19 protein-coding genes and 1 tRNA gene are annotated in these 15,517 nt (G+C 64.6%); 14 read left to right on the top strand and 6 right to left on the bottom strand.

What is annotated here, in order from left to right; genetic code table 11:
- The 4 genes from ACESL8_RS00620 to ACESL8_RS00605 form a co-directional block, all read right to left on the bottom strand.
- Window positions 1-1,634: translation initiation factor IF-2 associated domain-containing protein (locus tag ACESL8_RS00620; RefSeq protein WP_372914831.1), on the bottom strand; the 1,634-nt coding region annotated here is incomplete at its 3' end.
- Between the two features lie 40 nt (window positions 1,635-1,674).
- Entirely contained in the window at window positions 1,675-2,466 is a 792-nt protein-coding gene (locus ACESL8_RS00615; protein ID WP_372914829.1) for a DUF448 domain-containing protein, read from the bottom strand.
- Entirely contained in the window at window positions 2,453-4,015 is a 1,563-nt protein-coding gene (gene nusA / locus ACESL8_RS00610) for a transcription termination factor NusA (protein ID WP_372914827.1), read from the bottom strand. Before nusA ends, ACESL8_RS00615 begins: the two co-directional genes overlap by 14 nt.
- Before the next feature lies 1 nt (window position 4,016).
- Complete coding sequence (locus tag ACESL8_RS00605) at window positions 4,017-4,613, bottom strand: ribosome maturation factor (protein ID WP_372914825.1); 597 nt, start codon at window positions 4,611-4,613, stop codon at window positions 4,017-4,019.
- A 242-nt stretch (window positions 4,614-4,855) separates the two neighbouring features.
- On the opposite strand from ACESL8_RS00605, the gene ACESL8_RS00600 reads away from it, so the two are divergent.
- Window positions 4,856-5,440: a urate hydroxylase PuuD gene (locus tag ACESL8_RS00600; protein ID WP_372914823.1), complete on the top strand. Its 585-nt coding sequence runs from the start codon at window positions 4,856-4,858 to the stop codon at window positions 5,438-5,440.
- A 63-nt stretch (window positions 5,441-5,503) separates the two neighbouring features.
- On the opposite strand, the gene ACESL8_RS00595 is transcribed toward ACESL8_RS00600, so the two are convergent.
- A complete protein-coding gene (locus tag ACESL8_RS00595; RefSeq protein ID WP_372914821.1) occupies window positions 5,504-5,848 on the bottom strand; it encodes a hypothetical protein in 345 nt (114 codons plus the stop codon).
- Window positions 5,849-6,064: 216 nt separating this feature from the next.
- On the opposite strand from ACESL8_RS00595, the gene rplU reads away from it, so the two are divergent.
- The 12 genes from rplU to ACESL8_RS00535 all read left to right on the top strand — a co-directional run bounded on the left by rplU (window position 6,065) and on the right by ACESL8_RS00535 (window position 14,774).
- Window positions 6,065-6,352 (top strand): 50S ribosomal protein L21, encoded by a 288-nt coding sequence (gene rplU / locus ACESL8_RS00590; protein ID WP_372914819.1) that lies wholly within the window; start codon window positions 6,065-6,067, stop codon window positions 6,350-6,352.
- 25 nt (window positions 6,353-6,377) lie between these two features.
- A complete protein-coding gene (gene rpmA, locus ACESL8_RS00585) occupies window positions 6,378-6,653 on the top strand; it encodes a 50S ribosomal protein L27 (RefSeq protein WP_372914817.1) in 276 nt (91 codons plus the stop codon).
- Window positions 6,654-6,727: 74 nt separating this feature from the next.
- Complete coding sequence (gene obgE, locus ACESL8_RS00580) at window positions 6,728-7,762, top strand: GTPase ObgE (protein WP_372914815.1); 1,035 nt, start codon at window positions 6,728-6,730, stop codon at window positions 7,760-7,762.
- Window positions 7,747-8,916, top strand: coding sequence for a glutamate 5-kinase (proB, locus tag ACESL8_RS00575; RefSeq protein ID WP_372914813.1), 1,170 nt, complete (start codon window positions 7,747-7,749; stop codon window positions 8,914-8,916). The genes obgE and proB overlap by 16 nt, the downstream gene beginning before the upstream one ends.
- Window positions 8,913-10,154, top strand: coding sequence for a glutamate-5-semialdehyde dehydrogenase (locus tag ACESL8_RS00570; protein WP_372914811.1), 1,242 nt, complete (start codon window positions 8,913-8,915; stop codon window positions 10,152-10,154). Before proB ends, ACESL8_RS00570 begins: the two co-directional genes overlap by 4 nt.
- Window positions 10,154-10,759, top strand: a complete 606-nt coding sequence (locus ACESL8_RS00565) for a nicotinate-nucleotide adenylyltransferase (RefSeq protein ID WP_372914836.1) — start codon at window positions 10,154-10,156, stop codon at window positions 10,757-10,759. Before ACESL8_RS00570 ends, ACESL8_RS00565 begins: the two co-directional genes overlap by 1 nt.
- The gene (rsfS, locus tag ACESL8_RS00560; RefSeq protein WP_372914809.1) at window positions 10,728-11,144 is read left to right on the top strand and encodes a ribosome silencing factor; all 417 of its coding nucleotides are present in this window, start codon (window positions 10,728-10,730) and stop codon (window positions 11,142-11,144) included. Before ACESL8_RS00565 ends, rsfS begins: the two co-directional genes overlap by 32 nt.
- 3 nt (window positions 11,145-11,147) lie before the next feature.
- Window positions 11,148-11,573: a 23S rRNA (pseudouridine(1915)-N(3))-methyltransferase RlmH gene (locus ACESL8_RS00555; protein ID WP_372914807.1), complete on the top strand. Its 426-nt coding sequence runs from the start codon at window positions 11,148-11,150 to the stop codon at window positions 11,571-11,573.
- Window positions 11,574-11,664: 91 nt separating this feature from the next.
- Entirely contained in the window at window positions 11,665-13,074 is a 1,410-nt protein-coding gene (locus ACESL8_RS00550) for a S41 family peptidase (RefSeq protein WP_372914805.1), read from the top strand.
- A 65-nt stretch (window positions 13,075-13,139) separates the two neighbouring features.
- Entirely contained in the window at window positions 13,140-13,721 is a 582-nt protein-coding gene (locus ACESL8_RS00545) for a YqaA family protein (RefSeq protein WP_372914803.1), read from the top strand.
- Window positions 13,711-14,238 carry a disulfide bond formation protein B gene (locus ACESL8_RS00540; protein WP_372914800.1) on the top strand — a complete coding sequence of 176 codons (528 nt, stop codon included), beginning with the start codon at window positions 13,711-13,713 and terminating at the stop codon, window positions 14,236-14,238. Before ACESL8_RS00545 ends, ACESL8_RS00540 begins: the two co-directional genes overlap by 11 nt.
- Window positions 14,235-14,774, top strand: a complete 540-nt coding sequence (locus ACESL8_RS00535; protein ID WP_372914834.1) for a demethoxyubiquinone hydroxylase family protein — start codon at window positions 14,235-14,237, stop codon at window positions 14,772-14,774. The genes ACESL8_RS00540 and ACESL8_RS00535 overlap by 4 nt, the downstream gene beginning before the upstream one ends.
- Here the strand turns inward: ACESL8_RS00535 and hspQ are convergent.
- A complete protein-coding gene (gene hspQ / locus ACESL8_RS00530; protein WP_372914798.1) occupies window positions 14,771-15,127 on the bottom strand; it encodes a heat shock protein HspQ in 357 nt (118 codons plus the stop codon). The two genes, ACESL8_RS00535 and hspQ, sit on opposite strands and share 4 nt — an antisense overlap.
- A gap of 232 nt (window positions 15,128-15,359) precedes the next feature.
- Between hspQ and ACESL8_RS00525 the strand changes: the two genes are divergently transcribed.
- Window positions 15,360-15,449, top strand: a tRNA-Ser gene (locus ACESL8_RS00525).
- Window positions 15,450-15,517 lie beyond the last annotated feature (68 nt).

The following is a 15,517-nucleotide window of genomic DNA, read 5'->3' as shown; positions in this document are numbered from 1 at the left end:
ATCTTGTTGATGGCCACGATCATCGGCACGCCGGCGGCCTTGGTGTGTTGAATGGCCTCGATGGTCTGGGGCATGATGCCATCGTCCCACGCCACCACCAGCACAACGATATCGGTGATGCTGGCGCCGCGGGCGCGCATCGCCGTGAAGGCTTCGTGGCCCGGCGTGTCGAGGAAGGTGATCTTGTGCTTGTCCTTGGTCGTCACCTGATAGGCGCCGATGTGCTGGGTGATGCCGCCGGCTTCGCCCTTCACCACATTGGTGCCGCGCAGTGCATCAAGCAGGCTGGTCTTGCCGTGATCGACATGGCCCATGATGGTGACGACCGGTGGCCGGAACGCCAGATCCTTGTCGATATCGACTTCGCCGACCATGCCCTTTTCGACATCGCTTTCCGAAACGCGCACGATGTTGTGGCCGAATTCGGTGAGCACCAGCTCGGCGGTGTCCTGATCGATTTCATCAACGGCCGCCGACGGCACGCCAAGGCGGGCAAGCAGACGCACCACGTTGCCCGTGCGTTCAGCCATGCGGTTGGACAGTTCCTGCACGGTGATCATGTCCGGCACGGTCACATCACGCACCTGCTTGGCTTGGCTGCCCATGCGGCCGCGTTCTTTTTCGCGGGCGCGGCGCAGCGCGGCAAGGCTGCGCACGCGGGTGCTGCCTTCGTCATCCAGAGCGCGGGTAACGGTAAGCTTGCCCGATTTGCGGCGATCGTCGGCAACCTTGGGGCGCGACGGCTTGGCAGCCTCGACCTTGCCCCGGCCCGGAATGATGCGCACGCGCATGCTGTCGTCGTCGTCTTCGATGCCTTCGGTGGGCATCACCATGCCGCCGTCGGCATTCGGAACCGGGTCTGGCCTGGTGGCAATCTCTTCTTCGCGCAGGCGTTTTTCGTCGATGCGGCGGCGCTCTTCCTCTTCGCGTGTCGCGCGTTCCTGGTCTTCGCGGATGCGCACGTCTTCAAGCGTGCGCTGGCGATCTTCCTCGGCCTGGCGCGCGTAAAATGCCGCCATTTCCCCGGGCGACATGCGCGGCCGCGGCTGCGCGGCTGCTGCCGGGCGGGCAGCGGGCTGGCCGGGACGTTGGCCGGGGCGCTGCCCGGTGGCGGCGCGGGCTGGCGCGGACGCGGCCGGAGCTGCCGGGCGCGCGGATGCGGGCGGGGTTTCAGCTGACTTGGGCGCTGCATCGGCGGCCGGCGCAGCCTTGGTTTCGGCCACGGCGGTTTCCACAGCCGGGGCCTTGGCGCCGGGGCGGGTGGGCATGGGCGCGCGTTCCACCGGGCGGAACATCACCGGCGGCGGGGTCTGCGGACGCGGCGGGGCAGGCGGTGAAACGGCAGGAGCGGGCGCAGCGACCTGCGCGACCGGGGCAACCGGCGCAACCGGCGCTGCAACCGAGGCTGCCGGCGCAGGAGCGGGCGCAGTGACCGGGGCAATGGCTGGGGCCGCGACCGGAGCAGCAACGGGAGCGGGTGCCGGCTCGGGCGCAGGCGGCGGCGCATCGCCCGGGCGGTGCAGGACACGCGCGCGCTTCACCTCCACCACGACCTGCTTTGACCGGCCGTGGCTGAATGTTTGCTTGACCTTGCCAACCTCCACCGACTTGTTCAGGCCGAGGGGGGCACGCATGCCAAACTTTGGTTTGTTGTCGTCGCTCATAATCCGCCGCCTAATGCCTTTCGCCGGCGTTCAGGGCAACCTCTGTTGCACCTGCCGCCGCGTCATTTGCTGTTTCGTCTACCATTTTCGGGCTGCAAAAGCCCATCAACCGATCAAGATCGGCCAGAATGCGCGTGGCCGCACCTTCAGCCAGCAGCGCCATATGCACCACATTTTCCCGCCCCAGCGCCGCCGACAACGCGTCGCGCGCCATCGGGACGCGGCGATGCGGGATATCGATGCCAAGGCTTTCGCCCACGGCGCGGGCCATGCCATCAAGCCGGTCGCTGCCATCGGGCCTTGCATCAGCGGCGTGCAAAACGGCAAACACCTTGCCCTTGGCCAGCGCCTCACGCACGCGATCTCCGCCCAAAATCAGGGTGCCCGAACGCTTTTCCAGCCCCAGCCGGTTGAGCAGGCGCTTTTCCAGCCCGGCAGCAATCCGGTCCGCCAGATCATCGGGCAACGTGAAGCTGCCGCTTTTGAAGGCCCGGGCCAAGGCGCCGCGCAGGCGGGCGTCCTTGGCCCCCGTGCTGCCGGCCACCGAATCAAACAGTCCACGATCGGCGCTGATCCACGCGCCGCGGCCGGGCAGCCGTTCCGACCAATCAGCCGCAACCTGGCCTTCCGGTCCCAGCGCCAGCCGAATCAGGCCGGTGCGCGGGGCAGTCTCGCCCGTCAGGATACAACGGCGCTCACTGACTCCGGCGCTGGCCGCAGCACTGGCTTCAGCACTGTCTCCTGCGGGGTGGTCCTGCTGTTCTATCGGGGAATTCCCGCTCAGGCGATCATCGGGTTCCATCCGCTGACGCGTCCTCCCCAACGGCTGATTCGTCGGCGAACCAGTGGGCGCGTGCAGCCATGATGATGCGATTGCCGTCGTCTTCCGACAGGTCGAATTCCTTCAACAGGCCGGACCGGCCAACCAGTTCGTCTGTGGCCAGATCGCCCAGATCATCGAGGGTCTTGATGGCCTTCTTGCCGAGCACCACCAGCATGGCTTCGGTCAGCCCCTGGATGCCGGCCAGATCGTCTGCTACGCCAAGGCCGCGGCGTTCTTCGCGGGCGGTGGCTTCGCGGCGTTCCAGCGCTTCGATGGCGCGGTTTTGCAGCTCGGCGCCCAGATCGTCGTCGAAGCCTTCGATGCTGGCAATTTCGGCCACATCGACATAGGCGACTTCTTCGAGTTCCGAAAAACCTTCGGCCACCAGCAACTGAGCCAGCGTTTCATCGACATCAAGCTCGGTCTGGAACAATTCGGATTTCTCGACGAATTCCTTCTGCCGGCGCTCGCTTTCGTCGGCTTCGGTCATGATGTCGATCTGCTTGCCAGTCAGCGCACTGGCCAGGCGCACGTTCTGGCCGCGGCGGCCGATGGCCAGGCTGAGCTGATCGTCGGGCACCACCACGTCGATGCGGCCTTCGTCCTCGTCCAGCACAACCTTGCTGACTTCGGCGGGCTGCAGCGCGTTCACCACGAAGGTGGCAGTGTCGGCAGACCAGGGAATGATATCGATCTTTTCGCCTTGCAGTTCTTGCACGACGGCCTGCACGCGGCTGCCCTTCATGCCGACGCAGGCGCCAACCGGATCGATCGAGCCATCGCGGCTGATCACGCCAATCTTGGCGCGGCTGCCCGGATCGCGGGCCACGGCCATGATTTCGATGATGCCGTCATAGATTTCCGGCACTTCCTGGGCAAAAAGCTTCCTCATGAAGTCGCCGTGGGCGCGACTGAGGAAAATCTGCGGCCCGCGCAGCTCGCGGCGAACGGCGAGGATGAGGCTGCGTACCCGGTCACCGGGCTTCAGCACTTCGCGCGGGATCTGCTGATCGCGGCGGATCACACCCTCGGCCTTGCCCAGATCGACGACGACGTGGCCGAATTCGGCGCGCTTGACGAGGCCGGTGATGATCTCGCCCTGACGGTCCTTGAATTCTTCATACTGGCGGTCACGCTCGGCATCGCGCACCTTCTGCACGATCACCTGCTTGGCGCCTTGCGCTGCGATGCGGCCGAATTCGACGGGCGGCAGCGGATCGACGACATAGCTGCCCAGTTCGGCGGCCTTGTCCTTCTTAAGCGCGTCCTTCAGGCTAACCTGCTTGAAGAAATCCTCCGGCTCTTCCACCACTTCCAGCACACGCCACAGGCGGGTTTCACCGGTTTTGGGGTCGATCTTGGCGCGAATGTCGTTTTCGGCGCCATAGCGGGCCCGGGCGGCACGCTGGATGGCGTCTTCCATCGCTTCAATCACGATGCCGCGATCGATCGATTTCTCGCGGGCGACGGCATCGGCAATGGCCAGCAGTTCGGCGCGGTTCGCGGTGAGAGCAGTTGCGGTAGCCATCTCAATCCTCCGAAAATTCGGTGTCGGGGGTTTCGTTGTCATTGTCGGCGGCCGTATCGGTATCCGGGCCACTTTCGATGATTTCGTCGGCGCCGCTGGAGTCCAGCGGCTTGGATTCGGCAATCAGCCGGTCGGTAAGCACCAGCTTGGCCTGTTTTATGTTGGCCAGCGGCAGGCGCAAGGCAGCCCCCACCTTGGAGGTCAGCAGCACATCATTGCCGTCAAGGCCGGCGATGATGCCCGACGCACGGGCGCGGTCGTCCACCTTGGGTTCCAGCACCATCTTAGCTTCGTGGCCCAGCCAGCGCGTCCAGTCAGCCGGGCGGGTGAGCGGCCTGTCGATGCCGGGGGAAGATACTTCCAGATGATATTCCCCAGAGATCGGATCGGCTTCTTCCAGAGGCTGATCGAGGGCGCGCGACAGGCGGGCACATTGTTCGATCGTCAACTGGCCGGTGGCCGGATCTTCGGCCATGATTTGCAGGGTGAGGCTGCCGGCTTGGCCCGAAAGCATGACGCGCACCAGATCGAGCCCCATCGCCGCCACCACGGGGGCGATGATGGCCGTCAGGCGGGCGTCAAGATCGGTCTGAGCCAAGGGCAGGAAACTCCGGCAAAAATACAAGCAGGATCAGCAGGGGCAAGCAGTTCGCGTGCTGCGCAGCGGGGCTGTGCAGCCTGCAATCGATCAACCATGCAGGTATGAGCGGCCCTATACGCCGGGGGTAACCGCACAGCAAGGAAAAACGCCGCGATCCGCGACAGGCGCGCCGGCGGCACTTAACAAGACCGGTTCACTCGCCTATGGGTATGTGGTCAAACAATTTGGGGTTCAACAGCATGGCAAAAATTTTCGGCAGTCTCAGCCAGTCGCTGAGCATCGGCATCGTGTTGATGGTAGCGTTGATCTTCGCTTTTCACGGCAGCCTGATCGGCAGCGATACGGCGCTGTGGACGATGGGCTTCCTTCGCGCGGCGCACGTGTGGGCGGGCATCCTGTGGATTGGCCTGCTATATTATTTCAATTTCGTGCAAATCCCGACCATGCCGCAGGTTCCTGCCGAGCTGAAACCGGGCGTGACCAAATTTATCGCCCCGAGGGCGCTGTTGTTTTTCCGCCACGGCTCGCTGCTTACATTGATCACGGGTCTCGGCCTGTCGGGCGGCTACCTGGTTCAGGCGCTCACCTTTTCCGAAGGTTTTCGCGTGATCGGGCTCGGCATGTGGCTGGGCATCATCATGGCGTTTAATGTGTGGTTCCTGATCTGGCCGAACCAGAAGATTGCCCTGGGCATCGTTGACGCCGATGCCGATGCAAAGGCGAAGGCCGCCAAGACGGCGATGATCTTCAGCCGTACCAACTTCATCCTGTCGTTCCCCATGCTGTACACAATGGTTGCGCACGGGCACATCGGCGCCCAGTAAATCCACGGTTCACCGCTATTTTCAAGGGCCGGACCGCGCCGCTGCGGGCCGGCCCTTTTTCGTTCATGCTTTCCTGGGATCGCTTGGCAAGCCAGTGGCGGGCGCGCAATCGGGCAATTCGGCGTAGTTGGCGCGGCGGCCGTTGCGGCTGATCCACACCCGCAGCGATGCAAAATCCGGGCAGGGGCGATAGCGCCAGCGAAATTCCCAGCCATCGGCCCATTGCCGGCCTTCTCGGGCAGTGAATGCGGCGTGCGGCATGCCCGACTGGCGATGATAATTCTGCGCCAACCGATCGGCCAGCGCGGCCGCTGCCTGCGCATCGACGGCTGGATCATGCAGGCTGAACATGGCAATGCCGCCGGCCAGGAAGGCAGCAAGGGTCAACACAAGGCGGCGGCGGGTCACTTACGGCTCTTGTGCACGAACATGGTGGCCGAAAAAAGAGCCCATGGTTCGGCAAGGGTCGACACAAGCAGGCGGGGCCGGCACAGGCAGCCGAGGCGCACGAGCGGCGTTGACAAGATTTGGACCATCCTCTAGTGCCCCGCCTTCGTTCGGGACTGGAATCGCCTGATTCTGGTGCCGTATCCGTCGTTAATCTCTTACATCAGGGTCCAAGTCATGTTCGCAGTGGTGCGCACCGGCGGCAAGCAATACCGGGTCGCGGACGGTGACAAGATCATCGTCGAAAAACTTGAAGGGGACGCCGGCACCCCCCTGTCGCTCGAAACCCTGATGACTGGCGAAGGTGCCGCCATCGTGATGGGCGGGAGCGTGACGGCCGAGATCGTTGCCCAGACCAAGAGCGACAAAATCATTATTTTCAAGAAAAAGCGGCGCCACAATTATCGCCGCCGCAATGGCCACCGTCAGCAGCTGACGGTTCTCAAGATCACCTCGGTCGCCTGACCGGCATTTACAGGAGCAACCCACCATGGCTCACAAGAAGGCAGGCGGCTCGTCAAGGAACGGTCGCGATTCAGAAAGCAAGCGCCTTGGCGTCAAACGCTTTGGCGGTCAGGAGGTCAACGCCGGCACCATTATCATTCGCCAGCGTGGCACCCCCACGCACCCGGGCCGCAATGTCGGCTTGGGCAAGGATCACACCTTGTATGCGCTGAGCACCGGCACCGTGGAGTTCCACACCGGCAAGCTGGGCCGCAAGTATGTTTCGGTCAACCCGGTCGTGGAACTGTTGGCGGCTGAATAAGCCCGGCTCCATCCGCATGACGTGAAAAGGGGGGCTGGGCGACCGGCTCCCCTTTTTGTTTTGGACAACATCCGATGCAGTTTCTCGACCAGGCCAAGATCTTCCTTGCTTCCGGCACCGGGGGCGATGGGTCCGTGTCGTTCCGGCGAGAGAAGTTCGTCGAATATGGCGGCCCAGATGGCGGCGATGGCGGCAAGGGCGGCGACATCATCTTTGAATGTGTCGATGGTCTCAACACGCTGATCGATTTTCGTTATACCCAACATTTCAAGGCCAAGCGCGGCGCCCACGGCATGGGCCGCAACCGCACCGGGCCGGGCGGTGGTGATCTGCTGGTCAAGGTTCCGGTGGGCACGCAGATATTGGCTGATGACGAAGAACGCACCTTGATTGTCGACCTTACACACGTCGGCCAGCGCGCCATCCTGCTGAAGGGCGGCGATGGCGGCAAGGGCAACGACCATTATAAAACCAGCACCAACCGCGCTCCGCGGCAGTTCCAGGCCGGCTTTCCGGGCGGGGAAATGTGGGTGTGGCTGCGGCTGAAGCTGCTGGCCGATGTCGGTCTTGTCGGGCAGCCCAATGCCGGCAAGTCCAGCCTGATCAATGCGATTTCCAATACCAAGGCCAAGGTTGGCAATTATGCCTTCACCACCTTGAAGCCGCAGCTTGGCGTTGTTGCCCACAAAAACCGCGAGCTGGTGATGGCCGATATTCCCGGGTTGATTGCCGGCGCGGCCGAAGGCGTGGGCATTGGCGATCGTTTCCTCGGCCATATCGAACGCTGCCGCGTACTGCTGCATCTGGTTGATGCCAGCCAGCCCGGCCCGGTGGACCAGTGGCGCGTGGTGCGCGAGGAGCTTGGCGCCTATGGCGGCGGTCTGGACGAAAAATCGGAAATTCTGGCGCTCTCCAAGTGCGATTTGGTCACCCCGCAGGCGCTGGCCGCCAAAAAACGCGCCTTGGAGCAAACCAGTGGCCAGACAGTGTTCTGCATCAGCGCCGCCACACAGCAGGGCGTCGATGCCGTGCTGGACCGGTTGATGGAAATAGCCGGCCGCGCCGAAGCGATGAAGCCATCTGGGGACAGGCAGTGGGCGCCGATTTAGGCACCTCTGCCGGCAGCCCGCCCGGCCCTGCGCCGGGTGCGGCCTTCGATCCCGCCAACTGCCCGCGGCTGGTGGTCAAGATCGGATCGTCGCTGCTGGTCGATGCCGCCGGCGCGGTGCGCAGCCAGTGGCTGGCCGGGGTGGTGGCCGATGTGGCGCAGCGCCGTGCCGCCGGGCAGCAGATTCTGATTGTATCGTCAGGCGCGAGTGCGCTGGGTGCGCGGCGGCTGGGCCTTGAAAAAGGCGGCCGCGCCAGTCTGGAAGACGCACAAGCCGCCGCTGCAGTGGGCCAGGTGGCGCTGGCCGGGGCGTGGGAAGCGCTGCTGGCCGCGCAAGGGCTGACAGCGGCGCAGGTGCTGCTCACTCTGGGTGACCTGGAGGACCGGCGGCGTTATCTGAACGTGGCAGCCACCACCCGGCGCCTGCTCGATCTGGGCGCGGTGCCGGTGCTCAACGAGAATGACACGGTGGCCACCACCGAAATCCGCTTTGGCGACAACGACAGGCTGGCGGCGCGCGCTGCCCAGGCGGCGGGTGCCAGCGGCGTGATATTGCTGTCGGATGTGGACGGCCTTTATACCGCCAACCCGGCCACGGATCCGGCAGCGAAACGGCTGGCCGTGGTGAAGGCGCTGACCCCCGAAATCATGGCGATGGCCACCGGTGAAACCCGTTCGGGTATGGGATCGGGCGGCATGGTGGCCAAATTGCTCGCCGCGCGCATGGCCGGCGCTGCGGGCATCGCGCTGGCCATTTGTGATGGCCGGGTGGAGAGTCCGTTGACGCATTTCGCCAACGCCGGCGGCGGCACCTTGTTTCTGCCGCCGCGCGCCGCCAAGGGCCGCAAGGCCTGGCTGGCCGGGCGGATTACCGTCGCCGGCAGCCTGAGCGTCGACGCCGGTGCCGCCGCTGCCCTGAAACGCGGTGCATCGTTGCTGGCTGCCGGGGTGACACAAATCGAGGGCAGGTTTCGCCGCGGGGATGTGGTGGCAATCCTTGGTCCGGACGGTGACGCGCTGGGCCGCGGCCTGGCGGGCTATGATGCCGATGATGCTCGCGCTATTCGCGGCCTGCGCGGCGACGCACAAGCCGCTGTGCTGGGTTATGCGCCGCGCACTGCCCTGGTTCACGCCGATCACCTGGTGCTGATATGAGCCTGATCACCGATATGGCCCGCACCGCCCGGGCGGCACTGCCGGTGCTGGCTGCGGCCCCCACGGCGCAGAAAGCGCAAGCGATCCGAGTCGCTGCGGCGGCGATACGCGAGCGCTTCGATGAATTGCTGGCCGCCAATGCGGCAGATGTGGCGGCAGCGGCTGGCCTTTCGGCGGCGCTGGTTGACCGGCTGGCGCTTGATGGTGACCGCGCGGCGGGCATTGCTGCCGGGCTCGACACGGTTGCTGGCCTGCCCGATCCGGTGGGCGATGTGATCGCGCGATGGAGCCGGCCCAACGGGCTGAATTTCAGCCGCGTGCGGGTGCCGCTGGGTGTCATCGGCATTATTTATGAAAGCCGGCCCGGGGTGACGGCCGATGCCGCCGCACTGTGCCTGATGGCCGGCAATGCCTGCCTGCTGCGCGGCGGCAGCGAGGCGGCGCGCTCGAATGCGGTATTGCTCGATTGCATGGCGCGGGGGCTGGCCGCAGCGGGCCTGCCAGCGGCGGCGGTGCAGATGGTTCCGGCCGGGGATCGCGCCCTGGTGGGCGAGATGCTCAGCGCGCATGGCCTGATCGACGTGATCATCCCGCGCGGCGGCAAGGGGCTGGTGGCGCGGGTACAGGCCGATGCGCGGGTGCCGGTGCTGGCGCATCTTGATGGCATCAATCATGTCTATGTCGATGCCAGCGCCGATCCGGAAGCGGCGGCGGCGATCGTGATCAACAGCAAACTGCGCCGCACCGGCGTGTGCGGCGCGATGGAAACGCTGCTGATCGATGCCGCGGCACCGCAGGCGCTCAAGCAGCGGCTGGTGGCAGCCTTGCTGGACGGCGAATGTGAAGTGCGCGGCGATGCGGCGGTGCAGGCGCTGGATGCCCGCGTGGTGCCGGCCAGTGCTCAGGATTGGGACACCGAGTATCTTGACGCGATCGCCAGTGTTGCCGAAGTGGCCGGCGTGGACGGTGCCATCGCCCATATCGCCGCGCACGGCAGCCAGCACACCGAAAGCGTGATTGCGCGCGATGAGGCGGTGGCCGAGCGTTTCCTGGCCCGCGTCGATGCCGCCATCGTGCTGCACAACGCCTCAACTCAGTTTGCCGATGGCGGCGAGTTCGGTTTTGGCGCCGAAATCGGCATTGCCACGGGCCGCCTGCACGCGCGCGGGCCGGTGGCGCTGGAAGGGCTGACGATTTTCAAGACCATCGTGCGCGGCACTGGCCAAGTGCGGCCGTGATGGCGCGCATCGGGCTGTTGGGTGGCAGTTTCAATCCGGCGCACGCTGCGCACCGGCACATCAGCGTGGCGGCGTTGCAGCAGTTGCGGCTGGATGCGGTGTGGTGGCTGGTCTCGCCGCTCAATCCGCTCAAATCTGCCGCCGGCATGGCGCCGCTCGGCGTTCGCGTGGCGCGTGCCAGGGCCGTCGCCCGCCACCCGCGCATCAGCGTGACGGCGTTGGAGGAGCAACTCGGCACGCGCTTTGCGGCCGATACGGTGCGTGCATTGCAGCGGCGGTTTCCGCAGCATCAGTTCATCTGGCTGGCCGGCAGCGACATCGTCGCCGAGCTTCACCGTTGGCAGCGCTGGCGGCGGTTCCTGCGCCAGATCCCGCTCGCGGTGGCGGCGCGCCCCGGAATTTCGCTCATCGGCGCTCCGGCGTTGAGCTGGGCCGGCTGGTCCCCCACCCCGCCTTCACGCTGGGCTGATGCGCCGCTGCCGGCGGTCATCAAACTACACTCCCGTTTGCGGCCGGAATCGGCTACAGCACTTCGCAGCGCCGACCCCGGCTGGGCCACCGATGCCCGATTGAATGAAAAGGGACGCACGTTTGACCAAGACTGACCGCGTGGACGAACTCCATGCCATGATCCTCAAGAGCCTGGATGACGATCAGGCCGTGGATCCCGTTTCCATCCCGCTGGCCGGCAAGACCAGCATTGCCGATTTCATGGTTATCGCCAGTGGGCGCAGCGGCCGCCAGGTTGCATCGATGGCGATGAAGATCGCCGACAAGATGAAGAGCGATTTTCGCCGCAGCGCGCGCGTTCAGGGCCTGCCGGCGGCGGATTGGGTGCTGATCGATTGCGGCGACATCATCGTGCATATTTTCCGGCCCGACGTCCGGTCGTTCTATAATCTGGAAAAAATGTGGGGCCTTGATGAAGCGCCAAATCCGTCGCCCGCATTTGCGCCAATAACCGCCCAGGTTACACCCGCACCGCGCTGATCGGTGAAGCTCCATATCATTGCTCGCGGCCGCATCGGCCAATCGCCCGAAGCCGAACTGGTGGAACGCTACGGCGTGCGCCTGCGCGGCCGGCTGGCGGTGACGGAAATCGGTGACACCGCGCCGTGGCCGCCGTTCGGCCTGCAGCTTGGGCCTGGCCGCACCGTTGTGCTGGATGAACGCGGCCGCGATCTGCCGTCGACCGATCTGGCGGCATTGCTGGGCCGCTGGCGCGATGATGGCGCACGCGAAGTGCGCTTTCTGATCGGCGCTGCCGATGGCCACGACAGCGCGACGCGCGACAAGGCCGATCTGTTGTTGGGCTTTGGCCGCGCGACCTGGCCGCACATGCTGGTGCGCGCCATGCTGACCGAGCAATTATATCGTGCCGTCTCCATTCTGGATGGCCACCCGTATCATCGCGAATAACGGCAGCTCACCAGCCCTCAAGGCCGCAGGGAGTAGCGCCGTCTTGCGCATCTGCTATCCTTTTAACGTCACCTTGTGAGTCTGTTGTCCGATGAGCCTGAAACAGAGCTGGAAGATTGTTTTGCCGTTGGCGGCGCTGGCGTTGGTGCCGGGCTACGCCGCTGTGCAGGCCGCTGCAGAAACCGACACCTACAAGGAACTCGACACGCTGATGGACGTGTTCGAGCGGGTGCGCGTGACCTATGTGGACAAGGTGGACGACAAAACGCTGATCCGCGGCGCCATCAACGGCATGCTGACCAGTCTTGATCCGCATTCGTCCTATCTGGATGGCCGCGACTATGCCAACCTCAAGCAGTCGACCGATGGCGAATATTCCGGCCTTGGCCTCACTGTCACCTCGGAAGACGGCGCGGTGAAGGTGGTGACGCCCACCGACGACACGCCGGCGGCAAAGGCCGGCATCAAGGCCGGTGACTATATCACCCATCTCGACGACGAATTGATTTACGGCGGCACGCTCAATGAAGCGGTGGACAAGATGCGCGGGGTTGCTGGCACCAAGCTCAAGCTGACCGTTGTGCGCCAGGGGGAGCCCAAGCCGCTGGAATTCACCCTCACCCGTGAAGTGGTGGTGATCAGGCCGGTGAAGTGGGAAACGCGCGGCAACGTGGGCCTTATCCGCATCTCAACGTTCAACAACAAAACCGGTGATGCCACGCGCGCTGCCGTCGAAGGCATCAAGGCCAAGCTGGGCGCTGGCGTGGTTGGCTATGTCATCGATTTGCGTTCCAACCCCGGCGGATTACTGGATGAAGCCATCAAGGTTTCGGACGTGTTTCTCGATGCCGGCGAAGTGGTTTCGGAACGCCGCCGCGCCAAGAACGACGTGGACCGCTATTTTGCCAAGTCCGGCGATGTGACCGACGGCAAGCCGGTGGTCGTGCTGGTTGACGAAGGCACGGCTTCGGCCGCCGAGATCGTGGCTGGCGCCTTGCAGGATCACCGCCGCGCCATCGTGCTCGGCCAGCGCAGTTTCGGCAAAGGCAGCGTGCAGACCGTGTATCCGCTTTCGGCCGACACTGCCCTGCGGTTGACGACGGCGCGTTATTACACCCCGTCGGGCCGCAGCGTGCAGGAAAACGGCATCGAACCCGATATCCAGGTGCCGCAGCTTTCCGATCCGCGCGTGGCCGACAGAAAGCCGCTGCGCGAGGCCGATCTGAAGAAGCATCTGATCAACGAGATCAAGGATGCGACCAGCAAACTGGTTGAACAGGACAGCGTGGCCGATCCGCGTTTTGCCGCCAAGTCGGAGGATTTGAAAGCCAAGGGCGTGCTTGATTTTCAGCAGGATTATGCCATCCGGCTGCTGGGCCGATTGGCGCCGCCGGCATTGCCGGCAGTTCAAGTGGCTGGGCAGGTGGCTGGGCAGGCGGCTGGGCAGGCGGCTGGGCGAGTGGCTGGCGCACCGGGCGCCGGGCGCACCGCGTCGCAGTGATTGCGCCTGTCACACACGCCGGCTAAGCCTTCGGTCAACTGCCCTCGCGAAGGATTTCGCCGCTCGTGCTGCGCCGCCTCTATGATTGGACCCTGGCCAAGGCCGCCGGCCCCGGCGCCGAACGCTGGCTGATGGGCATCAGCTTTGCCGACAGCAGCTTTTTCCCGGTGCCGCCCGATGTCATGCAGATTCCGATGTCGATCGCGCGTCCGGAACGGTCTTTCCGCTATGCAGCGGTCTCGACAGCGGCCTCGGTGGCCGGGGCGTTGCTTGGCTATCTGATCGGCTCGGTGCTGTACAAGACGGTCGGCGTGCCGCTGTTGTCGTTGTATGGCTATGAACACAAATTCGTGGCCTTTGCCGCGGACATCAAGGCCAATGGCTTCCTGTGGATGCTGGCCTTTGCCTTCCTGCCAATTCCCTACAAGGTGGCGACCATTGCGGCCGGTTCGGTGTCGCTGTCGATTCCGGTGCTGATCGCAGCGTCCATCCTGGGCCGGGGCGGGCGGTTTTTCCTTGTGGCGCTGGTGCTGCGCCGGTTTGGCCGCCAAGCGCAGGTGCTGATCGATCGCTATTTCAACGCGCTGGCGCTGGCAGCGACGGCGCTGTTCGTTGGCGGCTTCGTGGTGGTCAAATATGCATTCTGAGGCGCCAGAGCCGGCGCCGGTGCCGGTGGCGGTGCTGGGGCTGGGGGGCAGTGCGGCGCTGCTGGCCGGGGCTTATGGTTTTGAATATTTCGGTGGGCTGGTGCCGTGTGAGATGTGCTGGTGGCAGCGCTGGGCACTGATGGCGACGGTGTTTTTTGCCGCCGATGCGCTGCTGATGGCGAAACTGGCCTCGCGGCAACCGAAAATGGCGCCGGTGGCGACCGGCACGGCGTGGCTGGCGATCGCCGGCCTTGCCAGCAATGCCGCCATCGCGCTGTTTCACGCCGGTGTGGAACAGAAATGGTGGCAGGGCCTTACCCGCTGCACAGCGCCGCTCACGGCCGGCGATGCCGCATCGATGATGGCCGAAATTTTGGCGCAGCCGCTTGTGCGCTGCGACGCCATACCATGGCAGATGCTGGGTGTTTCCATGGCAGGATGGAATTTCCTGATATCTTCGCTTCTGGTTGGAGCCGCCACATGGCTGATGCGCAAACCCCCCACGAACGCCCGATGAAACCGCCCCGCCACCTGCCCGGCGACACGCACGCCGATACGCGCGAGATGATCCGTGTCGATCAGGCCGGCGAGCACGGTGCAGCGCGCATATACGCCGGGCAACTGGCAGTGATGGGCGGGCGCCATGCGATGGCCGGCGAAATTCGCCACATGGCGGGTCAGGAAAAGCGCCACCTCGATGGCATGAACGCCGTCATGTCGCGGCGCGGTGTGCGCCCCACCTTGTTCGGACCGGCCTGGCATATTGCTGGCTTCGTGCTCGGCGCCGGCACCGCGCTGTTGGGGCCGAAGGCTGCCATGGCGTGCACCGAAGCGGTGGAGACGGTGATCGACGAACATTATGGTGAGCAAACCGAAGCGCTGGCCGACGGCAAAGACCCCGAGCTAAAGGCGATGATCGACGATTATCGTGCCGACGAGGTGGAGCACCGCGAGGCAGCGGCCGCCCACACCGGGGGCGCCGCCTTTCCTGTACTGGAATCGATCATCCGCGCCGGCTGCCGTACTGCGATTGCGGTGGCCCGGAAAATCTAGTTCCGGATCTGGTCGCGCAGTTGGTAGCGGCCGTTTGTTCGCCCTGAAAACATCTGCGTTACACCCGGGTGGGCGATGGGGTCGCCCTCGCCGTCTGGCAGCAGATTCTGTTGGCTGACATAGGCGACATAGGCCGATTCTTCGTTTTCGGCGAACAGGTGATAAAAGGGCTGGTTCTTGCGCGGGCGGATTGCCTCGGGAATCGATTCCCACCATTCCTCGGTATTGTTGAACACGGGGTCGACATCGAAGATCACGCCGCGGAACGGGAACACCCGGTGGCGCACGACATCGCCAATGGTGAAGGTCGCGGTGCTTGGCGCTTCAGCAGGGGATACGGGGCGGACGGTCATCGGTTTCCACTCAGGCAGCAGTGTTGCAGATACGGGCGGGCCGCAGATGTGGCGACGATCAGGTGTCACCCAATTACAATATAGGATGACATGCGCGGGCATGAAAGGGTGGCGATGTCGCGCTTTCTTGCCAAAATTGCCCGGCAGCCGGGCTTGGCAGGCTCCGCCCCCTCGGCTATACGCCGCGCCTTGACCAGCCCGCGGGACCATACCCCCGCCGGGCACGCTTCGCGGAGAGGTGCCAGAGTGGTCGATCGGGACGGTCTCGAAAACCGTTGTGGGTGTGAGCTCACCGTGGGTTCGAATCCCACCCTCTCCGCCAACATCTCAATGCGAATCAATGAGATGGCCCGATACAGGGCAGAAAATCCCTAGCTTCCGCGGGGTTTT

It is taken from the genome of Sandarakinorhabdus sp. (assembly GCF_041689835.1).
GTDB lineage: Bacteria > Pseudomonadota > Alphaproteobacteria > Sphingomonadales > Sphingomonadaceae > Sandarakinorhabdus.
Note: the sequence above shows the minus strand (reverse complement) of the source record. Positions and strands in the feature narration are given on the sequence as shown.